Raw genomic sequence first — 16,502 nt, forward strand, 5'->3', positions numbered from 1 at the left:
TCCGGTGTCAGGGCTGGCGGCTAAGAAGAGGTTCCGGGTAACGAGGGCGAAGGTGGCAGCACGATTTTATTTTTCTTCCTGATTACTGCGTTTTCGTCAGGGCAGACTTGCGGAGCGCCCGGCCCCTGTGTCATCTGCTCTGAGGCCACTTTTTGCCGGTCAGACTTAGCCCCGACTTGCCCCGGACTTAAGGCAGACTTACTTTCATCTTTATCAGACTTGCCTTTATCAGAGCCAGACTTGCGTTCGTCGCCTTCGTTATTCTCCACATCCAGCAGCCCGCACAGGTGCGCCTCTTCACCGTTACCGCCGTCCCACAGCAGCTCATAGCGCAGCAGGTGCCCGCGACAGCCGCCGTGCAGCAGCAGATACTCCATCTCCGTCAGGCGCAGGCAGTGATTCTTCAGCTGGCTGTCGCTCCAGTTCGTCCACGCCCGGATATCACGCCGCGTGAAGCGTATTTCTGAAGCCGGACAGTTTTGCACGCTGGCCATCGCCTCCACCATTTCACGTAACAGTATCAACAGCTTCCGGGTCTGTGGCGGCATCTCGTCCAGTGTGCGACCCAGTATTTCATGTGACAGCCGGTTGGCAAGCCGGATGTCTGACGGCTGTACCCGGATGTATTCAATGAACGAACCCCGGTGCTCAGCCCGCTTAACCTCCCGCTGATACTGGTGCAGCAACGCAACGCTCTGTATCAGCGTCAGGTATTTCATATGGTCGCGCCGCGTCCGGGTTTTATCACTGAGGAAGGTGAGCTGTTCAGCATAAGGATTCACCACTTTTAACGGCCTGAGCAACCGCTGCGCGTTCTGGTGCAGCCGGGTCAGATACTGCTTTTCATTCACCGCCAGTAACCCGGCCAGCGTCTGCGCCCTGCGCTGAAGCGCGTGTATTGCCTGCGTCTGCTCCCTGGACTCGTTCACCGTCAGCACCAGGCAGCGGTTCAGCAGCTCTTCGTCCACGTCAGACGCCGTGGTCGTCAGCATCAGCATCACCGGCCCCTTCACGCTGTACTCCCGCGTCACCAGCTCGCCGCTGGACTCATCCTTGCCGGTTGACGCTATCTTCAGCTCCCCGTCACTCTGCAACAGCTTCAGCGCATACGCTGCCTGGCGCACCCCTTCCTCCTCTGCTATCGCCAGGATTTTGTGCTGGAGCGAGGTTTCACCCAGGTAGTACAGGCTCTGCCCGGTCATGGCGCTGTACTGCACCCGCTCCTCCTCCGGCATCAGGCCGAGCACGGCGTCCATCAGCGACGACTTGCCCGCCGCCGAGGAAGACTGGATAAGCACCGTAAGCGGCCTGTCCAGCTTGCGGGACGTCGCCGCCAGATAGCCGGTCAGCAGGTTGGTCGATTCACCCACCACGCCACAGGATGCCAGGTCACTGACGATGCGCTCTGCCAGGTCAGGGGATTTCAGCAGCGCAAGGGCTGCGGCTTCATCCTCACCCGATACCGTCACCGCCCCGGAAGCCTGCTCAGTCTTCGCTGCTTTAAGCCGTTCGTCCTGGCGGGCTTCGAGTGCCAGCAGCACCCGCCCGCATTCCCGCTTTATCAACGCCAGTTCACAGGCCAGCTCGTTTGCCGCCGTGCTCACATACCCCTGACGCTGTTTCGCGTGGTACATGTCCAGCTGGTCCACGTGGAACGCGCCGGTCGATTCATCCAGCACCTGCACGTTGACCTTCATCACCTCCGCCAGGCTGTTTTTCTGCCAGCCGCGCACCCGCCACACGCGCGGGCCGGACTTAAGCAGCAGTTCACCGGCTGGCGTGATTTCGCAGGCGATGGCGGCGGTTGCAGCAGCAACGGTTGCCGTCTGAACGCCTGGTTGGGCGGCTAAAGAGGACGTTATTTCACCGCTGGCCGTCACGGTTTTGGATGTAACAGCAGAGCCGCTTTGCATCCGCACAGCCTGCTCCAGCGCCAGCGCGAAGGCAGATTCAGGATTGCCGCTTTTCACCGCATACGCATTGGCATCCAGTCCGGCAGGGAAACGCACCCGCCACGTCTCGATCCCGGCACCGGCCAGTTCAGCCGCCACCGCATCAGCACCCCGATCCCCGGCCTCGTCGCGATCGAAGGCGATCATCACCCGCTTCACGCCGTGATACTGCAACGCCGCCAGATGGGATGCGGTGAAGCCGTTCACACCGTAAGCGGCGAGCACGTTGCGGTAACCGGCACACCAGAAGGTCATCGCGTCGATCAGTGCTTCACACAGGATCGCTTCCGTTGCGGTGGCCAGCGCCTGCTCATTCCAGATCCCGGCCAGCGGCGAGGGCAGATAGAGGTGTTTTGCCGATCCCTTGATGATCAGGTGATCGGCCATCGTGCGCCGCCCGTAGAGCTGCAACACGCGGCCACGGCTTGCCGGATCGTAGCTTTCAGACCAGCCCGTCACCGGCACCACCAGGCAGCCCCGGAAGTGATCCTGGCGGTTGGATTCACGGATCACGCCGAGCTGTTTTAAGCGTGTGCGTAACGCCTTGCCCTCCTTGCAACAGGGCGACGGCAGCGCCCCCGCCACGCCGTGCGCCCCGGCGAAGCCTAAGCGGAAGTGGCTGACCAGTTCAGGATGATTAAGCCCACGTTTCTCCAGCCAGGCCAGTGCATCCGGGTTGCTCAGCAGGTTCTGGTGATAAAAGTCCGTGACCTGACGTAACAGCGCCTGGCCGTCATCATCCAGATCGGTCAGGGTCTGACGGGCAGGCGGTGAAGAAGGGGCGGGAACGGCGGCGGCTGAAGAAGAAGGTGACGCAGGCCGTACATACGTGGTGCCGGCCAGTGCCCGCAGCCGCAGCACAGCCTGCGGGAAGCCCAGGTTTTCAGTGCGGAGCAGCCAGTCCAGCACCGAACCGCCCGCGTCACAGCCGAAGCAGTGATACAGGTTTTTGGCCGGGCTGATCACGCAGGACGGGGTTTTCTCATGGTGGAACGGGCAGAGGGTCACGAAGTCCTTTCCCTGCTTCGTCAGTTTGCGGTTCTGATCCTGCGCCACCTTCAGCAGCGACACGTTACGCTTCAGCTGCTCCAGTTCTTCCGGGGTTATTCGTCCGTTGCCCATTTCTGCCTCCTGCAAAAACCTGTCAAGATGCTATATTGATATTTATAAAATATCTGATACGATATCTTAAAGCAAGCATTTAAGATGGGGGACGTATAGTGACAGCAAGTTCAACAACCTGGTTTCTTAACATGCAGTTCCCTGAGCGGCTTACCACTCTGCGCAAGGCGCGCGGACTCACCCAGCAGACGCTGGCCGATATGGCCGGTGTGGCAGTTTTACAGATACGGCGCTATGAAGGTGGCAACTCACAACCTACCTTAGATGTGATACGCAGACTGGCAATTGCGCTCGCTGTCAGCGCCGATATGCTGGTATTTGATGAGCAGGAGCGCGGCCCTGATGAGCAGCTTCGCTACCAGTTCGAGACCATTTCACGTATGCCTCAGTATGAACAGGACGTGATCCGGGAACTGCTGGACGCGATGATTATCAAGAACCAGGTCGCAGGAGCGATGGCCCGCGTGGCTCAGGGAGCAGCTAAAGAAGAGAGTTAATACAAGTGCGGGCTGAAGGTGCGCTAACACCGACAACCCGCTGACCACAACTAACTGTTAGGGAGTTAATTATGGCTGAGACACATCATAAGCCAGAGACAGGCATGCCCACAACCCGTTGTTATACCGTGGGTTATGTCAGTGACGCGAAGTACCAGCCCATGCCCGCCGTCACCCTGAAGGGCCACTGGCTGAAGGAGATGGGGTTTGAGACGGGGAAGAAGGTTGAGGTGCTGTGTGAGCAGGGCGAGTTGATCATCCGGCTGGCTGAGGAGTGATAGGCGGGTGAGAAGATCCCGGCTCGATTGGGCCGGGATATCTTTTAGTTTCTTATTGTAAAGGAGATATAAATATTATCGCCTCTTAACTTTTGTAAATGTTCTTTGGCGTAATCGCAGCTTTCGGAGGGAACGATAAGATTACAGTACCAGTCTGCGTAGAAATTCTTCATTACATTATTTTCATATTGGTAAACATCACCTCCAAGCACTATCCATTTAGCTTCTGCGAATAGGGCTAAGGCTTCATCAGCTACGGATATTGGTAGCACTGCATCATTAATCCCATTATCTAACAGGCTTTTTCCAAACCGCGCATATAATTCTAATATTTTATTGATCATTTTTCTAATTACTCCAGCTTATCGGTTAGGAACAAAAAGGCGGTGATTTATAGTGCCATCTGGCTCCCGGATAAATTCAAACACACCTTCTTTACCGCGATAACTACCAGATATTTCTAACTTAAGACGTTCCACACCATCGCCACCTGTAATCACTGATATTGTGCCCTGATCCGAATGACCATCTACAGATTCTGGGAACGAGTGGAAATCGCCCGAGGACGCTTGCTGTTTGACTTTATCTGTATAAGTCGTCCCTTTAAAGAAGTCACCTGCACTAATAGAGCTATTTTTGTCAGATGACTCAGAGATATAACCAGTGCCAGTATTTTCAACTGGTTTCGGATTGATAAATATTCCGTCATTTTTTCCCGGCTGGGTTTCAGGAGATATAGTAATAATGGAACTGTTACTGCCAGACTGATCCGGCGTGATCAACGATATCCCTTTACTTTCATCCTGAGCCGGGTTAACCAGTTTTCCTCCGGTCAGATCGTCATTCACCGGCACGGTTTCTGTTTTGCTTCCTGCACCGTCTGTGTGTTGCTGACTCTGTGCTATCGCCATCATGACACAACTGGTGTTTGCCAGACAGGCCGCATCAAGACCCTGCTTAACCGCTTTGGTCAGTGCCAGCGCTGCCTGTTCATTGGCTCCGCCCTGGCCCGCTTCGGCCATCGCTGCCGCATCCAGCAACGATTTGGCCTGCATCATCTGGAGCATGCCCATACTGACCATATTATTGCTGATTTCATTCTGACCTGCCTGCGCACCGGCTACGGCGTCCGCCGTGCTGTCTCCGACAAGACCACCCGCAAGACCTGCTGCCAGGCTTCCCAGCGCAACCAGCGTCTGTTTCTGCTCCTCGCTCAGCTGGCTGACCGGTACGTCACCGTACAGCGCATTTTTGATGGCTTCACCCATTATCGCCGTGGTGGCTGCGCCCGCCGCGCCAGCTGCCGCAGAGTTACCCTGAGCGGCGGCGATAACGCCCGCTACTGCCGCATGGGCCATTACCCGGCTGGCTTCATCCGGTGCGTACTGCTTAATAACCTCTGCGATATAGGGCGCTGAGGCTCCGGCTATCGCTGCTTTCAGGTCACCCCCCGCCAGACCCTGTACCGCAGCGGTGGCCGCCTGGATACCCTGCTGGATGGCGCTGCCGGTACCCCATTTCTGCTGAGCCGTTTTATAGCCGTCCGTTTCCGTCAGGGCTTTATTCCAGGCGGCACGTTCTTCCTTCGTGGCATTCTCACCCGGTTCTTTAACGCCTTTCGCCGCCAGCTCTGCCTTACCGGCTTTTGTGGCTTCTATCTGACCCTGAGTTCTTGCAATATCCCCAACCTGTGACCCAATCTCTCCAATCAGCTGCGCTTCCTGCAACCGCCGCTGCTCCTTCTCCTTATCAAATATCGGCGACAGCGTCTGGTTCGCATGCTCAACATCACGGCTCAGCCCATCGACGTTCTGCTGCTGCTTATCCTGGTCACGAACGATAATTGAGCCTTCTGACACAGCAGACTTCGTGGTGGAGCTGTCGCTGCCCGAGCCGTTCACCCCGGTCAGCAGGCCGTTGGCCAGATTCCCCGCGAACTGACCGCCCGGACTGCCGCCGGTACTGACCCCCACGCTCTGATGCTCAACTTCATATTCCGCACTGTTGTGGATATCGCTCCAGCCGATTGTGCCGGTGTCCAGTTTATTCCGCTCTGATGCTGCCGTCGACCCGATAACCGCACCGTTAAGCTGGGTATGCTCGCCCACGGTGACAGTAAAGCCGCCGCTGCCGGCAAAGATGCCCGTCTGCTCCTGCACGCTCTCGAAACGACTGTGCATCTTATCCTGGCTCAGATTCACCGAACCATTGCCGCCATTCATGCTGACGCTGCCGCCCGCGCTGGCATTCTGCTGCTTCGCGTCATAAACGTCTTTGTCCTGCTCGCTGGTCAGCGTCAGGTTACGACCAACCTCCAGCATCACCTTTTCACCGCCAATCTGCGCACCGGTCAGGGTGGTGTCGCGACCACTGTTAAGGGTCAGGTTATTTCCGGCGTTCACGGTGGTTTCAGTCTGCGAGCTGCCGTTACCGGTCTCACTGCCTTTACCTTTATTAATGCTGGCATTCAGCGACAGGCCGTTCGCGCCCTGACCGAAATTGATGCCGACACCGACTGAGCCGCCTTTGCTCTCATTTTTCCCCGTAAGCCGGTGGCTGTCCTGAGCTGAGATAAGGTTAACGTCCCGCGCGGCGCTCAGGCTGGCATGATTACCGGCCTGCAGCTGACTGCCCTGCACGTTGATATCCGTCCCGGTCGCGTTGATGCTCAGATTATTGCCTGCGGTCAGCGTACTACCCTGATTATGGGTCTGCGTCGCGGTGAGGGTAGATTTGGATGACTGACTGCCATAAGAGAGATTAACGCCAATGACGCTGCCTTCGCTACTGCCCGCACCGGCCAGCTGTGCACCCTGGTAAGCCTGGGCGCCCGTCAGCGCGGCTTTTATGCCATTCAGGGCAGCCAGCCTGTCGTGACTCTCGTTACTGGTTTCGTTAGCGGTCGTCACCGCCGAATTAATGGCGCTGCCGACGGTGCCGGAGAGCGCCAGCGTCAGGCCGCTCTGTTTCTGTTCCACCGTGCGGGTCTGGCTGCTCTGCTTTTCAACCGCCAGGATATTCACTTCTTTACCGGTCAGGCTCAGATCTTTCCCTGCCAGCACGTCAGATCCCTTCACCGTCAGGGCGTTGCCTGCAGTCAGGCTGACATTGCCCTGCGTACTGCCCACGGTGCTGCCCAGGCTGCTTTCCGTCACTGACCCGTCGCGGATTTTCAGTGAGCTGCTGCCGACCGTAAAGCCAATGCCACCGGTGCCCGACAGGCCGCTTTTCTTCTCTGTATGCAGATGATTTTCCCGACGGGTCTCATCAGCCGTGGTGAGGGTCAGATCGTGACCTGCCACCAGCGACACGTCCTGAGTGGCCACTACGTTGCTGCCACTCAGGTTCAGGTCGTGTCCCGCCTCCAGTGTTACATGGTCGCCGCCGAAGCTGCTGCCAACGGCGCGCTGACTCTGCACCTCATCATGGGTGGTGACAGATTTTTTCGACAGCATACCGCTGCTGGTCTGATGGCTGTTTTCGGTGAGGTGGTAAGAGGCATTACCGCTGGTGACCGTTATGTCATTGCCCGCCACCACGCTCAGGCCGGATTTTGCATTAACCGTGGCTGCCCGGGCGTTAAAATCATGACCTGCCGACAACATAATATCGCCATTGCCGGTAATCTGGCTGCCGACCTCCGTGCTCTGCGTCAGGCTGCGGTCATTGCCTTTGCCCCAGCTACCGCTTTCGCTGTGGGTGGTGGTCAGGGTCGTCAGGTTGAGATTGTTTCCGGCAACAATCTGCATCAGGCTGCCTTCGCCACTATTACTGATGTGCGTCGCGGTCAGGTTAATATTATTCATCGCCTGCAGGCTGAGTGTACCGCTGTCGTTCTGCACGTAAATAACTGCCGGACGATCAAATGTGATGTTGCCCGGACTGCCGGCTGCCGTGCTGATGCTGTTAATATCGCGGCCTGCTGTGGCGCTCAGGCTGCTGCCAGCCCGCACTGTTCCGCCAATATTGTCGATATCAGTGCGCGCCCGCAAAGCGACGTTATCACCGCCAATAAAGCCGCTATTCAGTAAGTTATCAGCCGACAGCTGCGCGGTCTCGCGGCCATAAAGACGGCCACTGTTGGTAAGATCGCTATTGACGTTCAGGGAGAGGTTATTTCCGGCCAGCAGCGCACCACTGCCGTCAAGGTCGCCGGATTTTAACCGGGCGTAAAGCTGCGGCACCAGCACCTCCTGGGTGCTGCCGTCTGCCAGAGTGACAGACTGCTTCACCAGCCATACCATGTCGCTGGTGAGCTGCGCCATCTGCTGTGCTGTGAGTGCCACGCCGATTTTCAGGCCGAATGCTTTACCAAAGGTAATACCGGCATCCATCAGCGCCTGGAACTGTGCTTCATCACTGCTGTGACCGCTCAGGTAGCGGCTCCCCGTCAGGGCGACCACCTGCTGGCGGATCAGCTGCTGCTCGTAAAAGCCATCGCCCAGGCGCTTCAGGGTATTATTCGGATCCTGAGTGAACCAGGTTTGCATATAATCACTGCCCAGCCACCGCTTCTTATCGGTAAAGCGGGGATCGGTTTCGATCAGGAAGGGCACATCGTTACCGGGGATCTGCTGATAAAGGCTGTTATCCGGGAGCGTCAGGTCGGGTACGATGGTTCTGATGAGGGTATCGTCGCTGTCTGGCTGAACGATTTCAACCAGCTGCCCCGGGGGGGGATTCAGGGGTATCTGGCCCGTATCAGCAGTGATATCACCGGCGTGGATGATGGTGATATCACTGCCTGAATTGTCACGTTCAGCAACGGGCCTTTTACCCGGGCCGGTGGCGGTGTTGCCCTGCCAGGCCATAGTGTGCAGATCGACGGTCTGAAAAATGGCGTCAGGACGGTAGTTGCTGCGATCCCTGCCCTGCGACGTGGTTGTTCCCCCCATGCCACTGCCTGACTTTTTGGCATACCAGCGGGTCTGCGTACCAATATCGGTGATTACCCGTTTGCCTGTGGTCGCGATGTTGTTTAACTCGCCAATGATCCCGCCAAGCAGGCCACCGGCAACGATGCGGCTGTCGTGGTTATTCACCCGGTCGCTGTTAAGGGTCAGATTGCCGCCAGCAATAAGCTGCCCGGGGTCGCTCTCCTTCACCCGGGTTTCGGTAATGGTGCGCTGGTACTGATATTCGTAGAAATCATTGTCGCGCGTACCGTCGGGCATAATGGCGTCCCGCACGCCGTATTTATTCTTATAGCTGAGATCGATATCGGCCCAGTCAAACCGGTTGATAGATCCTTTCAGGACGCCCTCATGATGTGAGGAGTGTTCAACCTCCACCACCTCGGTGACCAGGTGATCATTGATATTGTTAATTTCACGGATATCGAGCGTAATATCCCCAACAGCTTCCAGCGTGGCGCTGTGATTGTTGAATGCTGCCCCCCTGCCGCTGGCCCGCCAGCTGGCATTCAGCGTGCCGCCGACGGCAATATCCCCTGCGCTGTAGATCAGTCCATGATCGGCATTGTTAACCTCACCTGCGCCGATATCCAGCCGCTCGCGGGCAGCAATGGTGGCGGCCCGGCCATTTTCAGCCCGGTTGTTCAGCGTAGCGCTTTGCAGCGCAACACGATCGCCATAAATGCGCCCGCTGCCGGTGTTGCTCAGGATGGAGGCGGTGACGTGCGTCAGTCCGCCGTCAAGCAGGCCACGATTCGTTACGGCACCGGCGATCAGCAGATGATTTTCTCCGGCGCTGATTTCTGCCATCTCCTGATTATCCAGTTCTGTGGCATGCAGCGTCAGTACGCCACCGGCACGGATCAGCGACTGGTTCACCAGCGTGCTGCCCAGGGTAAAATTCATATCACCGTTGGTGATCAGCTCACCCTGATTGAAAAAGGCCTGCTGTAAATCCAGCGTCATCCCGTCCTGAGATGCTACCCGACCATCGCCGCTCAGTGCGTTCGCGGTCAGACTGAGCACGCCACCGCCCGTCAGCGTGCCTGCGGTATTGATCAGGGTCAGAGACTGGCCGCCGTCAATGTTCAGCCGGGAGGCCGATGAGATCAGGCCGCCGCTGTTATTCAGCGCGTGGCTGCTGGCAATATCAAGCCGATCGTTCGCCCTGATGGCGCCCGCCAGGTTGTCTGTTGAAGCGCTGGTAATCGTTACCCTCTGCCCCTCAATGCCGGTGTCCCCGCTGAGGGTATTGCGGTTGGAAAGCATCGCCGTCGTCAGCGACAGGCTCCTGCCACTGCGGATCAGCCCTGACGTGTTGTCTATTCCAGCGTCTGCCGTGTTGATCTGCGCATTACCCGCTGCCTGCAGCTGCCCGCCAGTATTCGACAGCATCCCGGTGTCAAGCTGCATATCCCCGGCCGAGGCAACCGTCCCGCCGTGGTTATCCAGCTGCTTATACAGGGTATTGAGCTTCAGCGTACCCGTGCTGATTAACTGCCCTGATGCGTTAAGCAGTGCGCCCGTCAGCAGCGTCAGCGTCTCACCCGCGCTGAACACCCCGCGGGTATTGGTCAGTATGTTACCCCCTGTGTTCAGATCCAGACGGGTGCGCGCCTGCACGCGACCAGAATGATTATTCACGGCGTGCGTTACCAGTTTCAGACCCGCGTCGCTTGTTAGCGTACCCTGCTGGTTGCTCAGGCGCCATCCGGTCAGTGACGCATCGCCGCCTGCGGCAATAAACCCGGCGGTATTATCAATATTGCCGCTGCTGACAATCAGGGAGCCGCGACTGAGAATGCCGCCGTTGCTGCCGCTGTCGCGGTTGATGAGGTCGCCCGCTAACGCTACCGTCATCTCTGCGCCAGACTGGAGCAGGCCGCCCACGTTATTTAAACCCGAGCTGTGCAGCGACAGGCTACCTGCCGCTGCCATGCTACCCTGCTGGTTGTCGAGCAACGACTGCGTCTCAATCCGTATCGCGCCACGCTGTGCGGCGATCAGATGCCCCTGCTGGTTATTCAGGCTTCCTGCTTTCAGCAGCAGATTACCGTTTGTCGCCATGCTGCCCTGCTGATTGTCCAGCCGCGCGTTAACCGTCACGGAGAGATCGCCGCGGCCGGTCTGCACCATGTTACCGCCACGATGGGAAAGCGAATCTGCCGTTATCGACAGCTGATCAGCCTCAACCCTTGCCTCATCCAGTACCAGTTGACTGGCACTCAGATTCAGACGTCCCTGCGTATTTAGCCTGCCCCGGGTACTGTTTACGTCGGTACTGCTGATAGTCAGATCGCCCGTACCATAGTGCTGCAGGGCTCCCTGCTGATTACTGAATGAGGAGGTGTTTAACGTCAGGTTCAGGCCGTTGCTGGCAATAATCCCGTCCGAATTGTTCAGGCTACCGGTAAAGGAGAGGTGCAGATCGTCAGTTCCGAGCTGCTGTAACCGTCCCTGCTGATTTGAGAAGGTGCTGGCGCTGAGATTGAACGCATCCGCCGAGAGGATACCGCCATGGTTGTTGATGGCCGTCCGGGCTGAGGCGGTAATCTGCTGCGAGGCCGTCAGGGAGGCATTTGAGGTGGTGAGGCTGCCCGAGCGGGCCTGCAACGCAATGTTGCGGCCCGTTGTCAGGCTACCGCTGAGGTCAAGCGTGGTCCCCGTTGCCGTAAGCTGGCCTGCTGCAAAAGCCTGCCCGTGGACCCTCAGTTCCCCCAGGCTACTGAGAGTTAAATTCCCGGCCGTTCCCGGCCTGCCATCGCTGTTGATCCCGGCGGCCAGCACGGCACCTGCATGACTGACCAGTGACGCCGCATTGAGCGTGGAGTGATTACTGGCGGCGATAATTCCGCTGTTGTTCAGTGTGCCACTGGCTGTGACATCCGTACTGGCTGCCGCGTAAATCCTGCCACTATTGTCCATCTGCCCCTGCGACGTAAGCCGCAGGTTTTGTGAAGCATTGATGCTGCCGCTGTTGCCAATTCTGCCATCGGCATTGATCACCACATCACCGGCGGCAGTACCAATATGACCGGCATTGTGAACGCCCACGCCCTTTTCAGTGCCCGTCAGGCGGATTTTGTTGGCATACATGCCGCCCAGCGCCGCGACGTCAATGGCCAGAGCAGGGGCCAGACTGTCATCAGCAGCTTTGGCCGTGACCCGATGATGATCCGCATCCACAAGGTTACGACCGGCAGTGACGTTCAGCTCCCTGGCCCAGATCCCGGCATTGATCTTAACCGCACGGGCAATCAGGTCGGTTTTATCCTGTCGGCTGCTGTCCATACCTGCGCCCCGAACCACGATTTCACCGTTACTCACATCAAAACCCGCGATCAGCCCCTGGTTCATCTGTACGCTGCCGGTGGTCAGGGTGGCACGATGCGCGTTGATAAAGCCGCAGCCGTTGCAGGTAATACCGGCGGGGTTGGCAATGACGACCTGGGCTTTTTGACCAGCAACTTCAATCATGCCGTTCAGCTGGCTGGCGTTGCGCGCGTTTACTTCATTGAGAATGACGCGGGCTTCCCCCCTGGCCAGCATGCCGTTGCCGGTCACCATGCCTGCCAGCTGGGTCTGCGTGTTAGCGTGGCTGTTGTTCAGCACCGCGCCTTTGCTATCAATGTCAAACTGGCTGTAGATATTACGGGATACGCCGCCGCTACCCGGGGTCTGAATATTGACCTGGGGCGTGCCATTTGCCGTATTGATGATGGTGGGCTGTTGGTGACCTGGCGCCTGTCCGTCGGCCACGACAGCCGCGCCGGAAGCAAGGCTGACGCATCCCAGCGCGACCAGCAGTGCAAAGTGCAGCGCAGAAAGTCTGCACATCCGGCGTTGTATCGGTCTCAGCCCCTGAGAAGATGGGGTGGACCCGCGAGCTGACGTCGCGGTCTCGGCCACCACCATCAGCATACCACGGGCTTTATTGAAAATGACTCTGTAGAGATTTTTGTTCATGGCGATCCTTGCCAGTATCTTTTTGAATGTCCCTGTCCTGTCACTCTGAATAGCCCATTTCGGTTTCGGGCAGGGGCTGAAGTGACGGTGAATGCATGCAGAATAGACTGCAATTTTTAAGCAATCAATTGAAAAGATGACCGCTCAAAATTTATGCCCTCCCTCCTGGTTGCGTTTATGACGTTGAAAGGCACGCTCACGCTTTCCCTTATGGGGGCGATGGATGCGGGTGAAATACCTTTGTAATCGCTTCCACTTATTGGCATTTTTTAACGATCGCCTCGCTAAATATATTGAGCTATCCACCGAAAGTTCGGAATTATCAGCTTGTGTAAACGATTCCATTTATCCAGACTTGATCACGCTTTGTTTTTTCACACTGTGCTATTTTTCTTTAAGGCTCCCGACGCAGAGAGAAGGTTATCAGGACGCAACATGCAAAAATTTAATCCGGTCGATCACCCCCATCGCCGCTATAACCCGCTGGCTGACCAGTGGATTCTGGTTTCTCCTCACCGCGCTAAACGCCCCTGGCAGGGCGCGCAGGAGACGCCTTCTCAGCAGCAGCTCCCGTCCCACGATCCGGACTGCTTTCTTTGCCCGGGCAACACGCGAGTAACGGGTGACAAAAACCCGGACTACACCAGCACCTGGGTGTTCACCAATGACTATGCGGCACTGATGACCGACACCCCGGACGCGCCGGAAAGTGACGATATGCTGATGCGCTGTGAAAGCGCGCGCGGCACCAGCCGGGTGATCTGTTTTTCCCCGGATCACAGTAAAACGCTGCCGGAGCTGTCGCTTCCCGCCCTTGAGCAGATAGTCAGAACCTGGCAGGAGCAAACCGCCGATCTCGGTCAGCACTATCCCTGGGTGCAGGTGTTTGAAAATAAAGGCGCGGCGATGGGCTGCTCCAATCCGCACCCGCATGGGCAGATCTGGGCCAACAGTTTTCTGCCGAATGAAGCCAAACGCGAAGACGATCTCCAGCGCCGCTGGTATCAGCAGCACGGATCGCCCATGCTGGTGGATTACGCCGCCCGCGAACTGAAAGATGGCAGCCGCACCGTCGTGGAAACGGCGCACTGGCTGGCCGTGGTGCCCTGGTGGGCCGCCTGGCCGTTTGAGACCCTGCTGCTGCCCAAAACGCCTGTTCGCCGCCTGGTGGATTTGACCGACGCGCAGCGTCAGGATCTGGCGCTGGCGCTGAAAAAACTGACCAGCCGCTATGACAATCTTTTCCAGTGCTCTTTCCCTTATTCAATGGGCTGGCACGGCGCGCCCTTTAACGGGGAAGCTAACGAACACTGGCAGCTGCACGCGCACTTTTATCCCCCGCTGCTGCGTTCCGCGACGGTGCGTAAATTTATGGTCGGCTACGAGATGCTGGCTGAAACCCAGCGCGATTTAACCGCGGAACAGGCCGCCGAGCGCCTGCGTTCCGTCAGTGATATCCATTTCCGCGAGACGGGAGCATAACCATGACGTTAAAGACCTCTGCCCAACAGATCTTCCAGGACAATTTCGGCTACGCGGCCGACCATCACATTCAGGCGCCGGGTCGCGTCAATCTGATAGGTGAACATACCGATTATAACGACGGTTTTGTCCTGCCCTGCGCCATCAATTATCAGACGGTGATTGCCTGCGCACGCCGCGATGACCGCCAGGTGCGGGTGATTGCCGCCGATTACGAAAATCAGCAGGATACTTTTTCACTCGATGAGCCGATCCTCAGCCACAGCGACTGGATGTGGGCAAACTACGTCCGGGGCGTGGTGAAACACCTTCAGCAGCGCCATAAAGATTTTGGCGGCGTGGATATGGTGATTACGGGTGATGTGCCACAGGGTGCCGGTCTGAGCTCCTCGGCATCGCTGGAAGTGGCGGTTGGCACGGTGTTCCAGCAGCTCTGGCATCTGCCGCTCGACGGCGCCGAGATCGCGGTGAACGGACAGGAAGCCGAGAATCAGTTTGTCGGCTGTAACTGCGGCATTATGGATCAGCTTATCTCCGCGCTGGGTAAGAAAGACCATGCGCTGCTGCTGGACTGCCGCACCCTGGGAACGCGCCCGGTCCCGGTCCCAGCGGACGTGGCGGTGGTGATTATCAACTCCAACTTCCGCCGCAGCCTGGTGGGCAGTGAGTACAATACCCGCCGCCAGCAGTGCGAAACCGGCGCACGCTTTTTCAGCCAGCCGTCGCTGCGTGACGTCGACCTTAACCAGTTTAAAGCCGTGGAGCATGAGCTGGACCCGCAGGTAGCGAAACGCGTTCGTCACGTGCTGACTGAAAATGCCCGTACGCTGGAAGCCGCAGACGCGCTGGCGAAGGGCGATCTGGCGCGGATGGGCGAGCTGATGGCACAGTCACATGCCTCTATGCGCGATGATTTTGAAATTACCGTCCCGCCGATTGATGCGCTGGTAGAAATTGTCAAAGCGACCATTGGTGAACGCGGTGGCGTACGCATGACCGGCGGCGGTTTCGGCGGCTGCGTGGTGGCGCTGGTGCCACTGGATCTGGTGGATGCCGTGCAGGCGGCGGTGGCAGAACAGTACGAGGCGAAATCCGGCATCAAAGAGACCTTCTACGTCTGTAAAGCCTCAGCGGGAGCCGGTCAATGCTAACAGAACCGCATTCTCATGCTCCTGACGGCCAGCCGTGGCGGATCACCCACCTGCGTAATGCGGGTGGCATGGTCACGACCTTCATGGACTGGGGTGCGACCTGGCTGTCGGCGCGGGTGCCGATGAAAGATGGCTCGGTACGCGAAGCACTGCTCGGCTGCGCCACACCGTCAGACTACCTCAGCCAGACGGCCTATCTGGGCGCGACCGTGGGCCGCTATGCCAATCGCATCGCCAATGCGACGCTTCACGCAGGCGCCAGGACGGTGCAGCTCGTGGCGAATCAGGGCGCCCACCAGCTGCATGGCGGTCCCGATGGCTTTCATAATCGTCGCTGGCAAATCGTGCGTCAGGCTGAGCAGGAAGTGGAGTATCGCCTGGACTCGCCAGCGGGCGATCAGGGCTATCCGGGACGGCTGCTGGCCTCGCTGGTCTACCGTCTGGAGGACGATAATACGCTGACGATAAGCTACCACGCGACGGTCGATGCGCCCTGTCCGGTGAATCTGACCAACCATGCCTATTTTAATCTTGATGCTTACCACGGCGATGCACGTGAGCACCGGCTCCAGGTCAGCGCCGATCGTTATCTCCCGGTCAGCAGCGAGGGGATCCCCACTGCCGATCTGAAGCCCGTCGCCCACACCAGCTTTGATTTCCGCCAGGCAAAAACGCTGGCGCAGGACTTTATGCAGGATGATGATCAGCGCGCGGTGAAGGGCTACGATCACGCCTTCCTGCTGAACGCGCGCGACGCGGCCACTCCTGCCGCGCAGCTCTGCTCGGCCGATGGGCAGCTAATGCTAAGCGTATTTACCTCTGCTCCCGCCCTACAGGTTTATAGCGGTAATTATCTGGCAGGCACGCCCGCGCGTGAGCAGGGCGTCTACGCGGCGCACCAGGGTATTGCGCTGGAAAGCGAGTTTTTACCCGATTCGCCGAATCATCCTGAATGGCCGCAGCCGGACTGCTGGATTAAACCGGGTGAATCGTTTCAGTCTGTCACCCGCTACCGGCTGACGGCGGTTTGATTAAGCGCATGAAAACGTGCATCCTGAGTGCTTCAGGCTTACGTGCCGTGAAGATTTCCGCTATGGTAGGTCACAATCAAATTGCCAGGGCAATTTGCAGTTTACCAATA

The 16,502-nt window shown here is 57.9% G+C and carries 8 protein-coding genes; 5 read left to right on the plus strand and 3 right to left on the minus strand.

Annotation, left to right across the window (positions count from 1 at the left end; all coding sequences use genetic code 11):
- Positions 1 to 20 precede the first annotated feature (20 nt).
- Entirely contained in the window at positions 21 to 3,074 is a 3,054-nt protein-coding gene (locus AC4PCC_RS14320; protein ID WP_492124959.1) for a CHC2 zinc finger domain-containing protein, read from the minus strand.
- Between the two features lie 98 nt (positions 3,075 to 3,172).
- Here AC4PCC_RS14320 and AC4PCC_RS14325 point away from each other — a divergent pair, with 98 nt between their 5' ends.
- On the plus strand, positions 3,173 to 3,571 hold the full coding sequence (locus AC4PCC_RS14325) for a helix-turn-helix domain-containing protein (protein ID WP_492124956.1): 399 nt from the start codon (positions 3,173 to 3,175) through the stop codon (positions 3,569 to 3,571).
- 71 nt (positions 3,572 to 3,642) lie between these two features.
- Positions 3,643 to 3,849: a SymE family type I addiction module toxin gene (locus tag AC4PCC_RS14330; RefSeq protein WP_492124960.1), complete on the plus strand. Its 207-nt coding sequence runs from the start codon at positions 3,643 to 3,645 to the stop codon at positions 3,847 to 3,849.
- A 44-nt stretch (positions 3,850 to 3,893) separates the two neighbouring features.
- Here the strand turns inward: AC4PCC_RS14330 and imm40 are convergent, their stop codons facing one another.
- Positions 3,894 to 4,193, minus strand: coding sequence for an Imm40 family immunity protein (gene imm40, locus AC4PCC_RS14335; protein WP_492124961.1), 300 nt, complete (start codon positions 4,191 to 4,193; stop codon positions 3,894 to 3,896).
- Between the two features lie 18 nt (positions 4,194 to 4,211).
- Complete coding sequence (locus tag AC4PCC_RS14340; protein ID WP_492124962.1) at positions 4,212 to 12,728, minus strand: hemagglutinin repeat-containing protein; 8,517 nt, start codon at positions 12,726 to 12,728, stop codon at positions 4,212 to 4,214.
- A gap of 435 nt (positions 12,729 to 13,163) precedes the next feature.
- On the opposite strand from AC4PCC_RS14340, the gene galT reads away from it, so the two are divergent.
- From galT to galM, 3 genes are read left to right on the plus strand one after another with little or no spacing between them, the layout of a single operon-like run.
- Positions 13,164 to 14,210, plus strand: coding sequence for a galactose-1-phosphate uridylyltransferase (gene galT, locus AC4PCC_RS14345; protein WP_067702456.1), 1,047 nt, complete (start codon positions 13,164 to 13,166; stop codon positions 14,208 to 14,210).
- Positions 14,211 to 14,212: 2 nt separating this feature from the next.
- Positions 14,213 to 15,361, plus strand: coding sequence for a galactokinase (gene galK, locus AC4PCC_RS14350; protein ID WP_492124963.1), 1,149 nt, complete (start codon positions 14,213 to 14,215; stop codon positions 15,359 to 15,361).
- On the plus strand, positions 15,355 to 16,392 hold the full coding sequence (gene galM, locus AC4PCC_RS14355) for a galactose-1-epimerase (protein WP_492124964.1): 1,038 nt from the start codon (positions 15,355 to 15,357) through the stop codon (positions 16,390 to 16,392). The genes galK and galM overlap by 7 nt, the downstream gene beginning before the upstream one ends.
- Positions 16,393 to 16,502 lie beyond the last annotated feature (110 nt).

This window comes from Erwinia sp. L03-1 (assembly GCF_058686115.1).

Coding starts and splice junctions, on each gene's coding strand:
- AC4PCC_RS14320 (WP_492124959.1), bottom strand. CDS start 3,074: ATGGGCAACGGACGAATAACCCCGGAAGAACTGGAGCAGCTGAAGCGT.
- AC4PCC_RS14330 (WP_492124960.1), top strand. CDS start 3,643: ATGGCTGAGACACATCATAAGCCAGAGACAGGCATGCCCACAACCCGT.
- imm40 (WP_492124961.1), bottom strand. CDS start 4,193: ATGATCAATAAAATATTAGAATTATATGCGCGGTTTGGAAAAAGCCTG.
- AC4PCC_RS14340 (WP_492124962.1), bottom strand. CDS start 12,728: ATGAACAAAAATCTCTACAGAGTCATTTTCAATAAAGCCCGTGGTATG.
- galT (WP_067702456.1), top strand. CDS start 13,164: ATGCAAAAATTTAATCCGGTCGATCACCCCCATCGCCGCTATAACCCG.
- galK (WP_492124963.1), top strand. CDS start 14,213: ATGACGTTAAAGACCTCTGCCCAACAGATCTTCCAGGACAATTTCGGC.
- galM (WP_492124964.1), top strand. CDS start 15,355: ATGCTAACAGAACCGCATTCTCATGCTCCTGACGGCCAGCCGTGGCGG.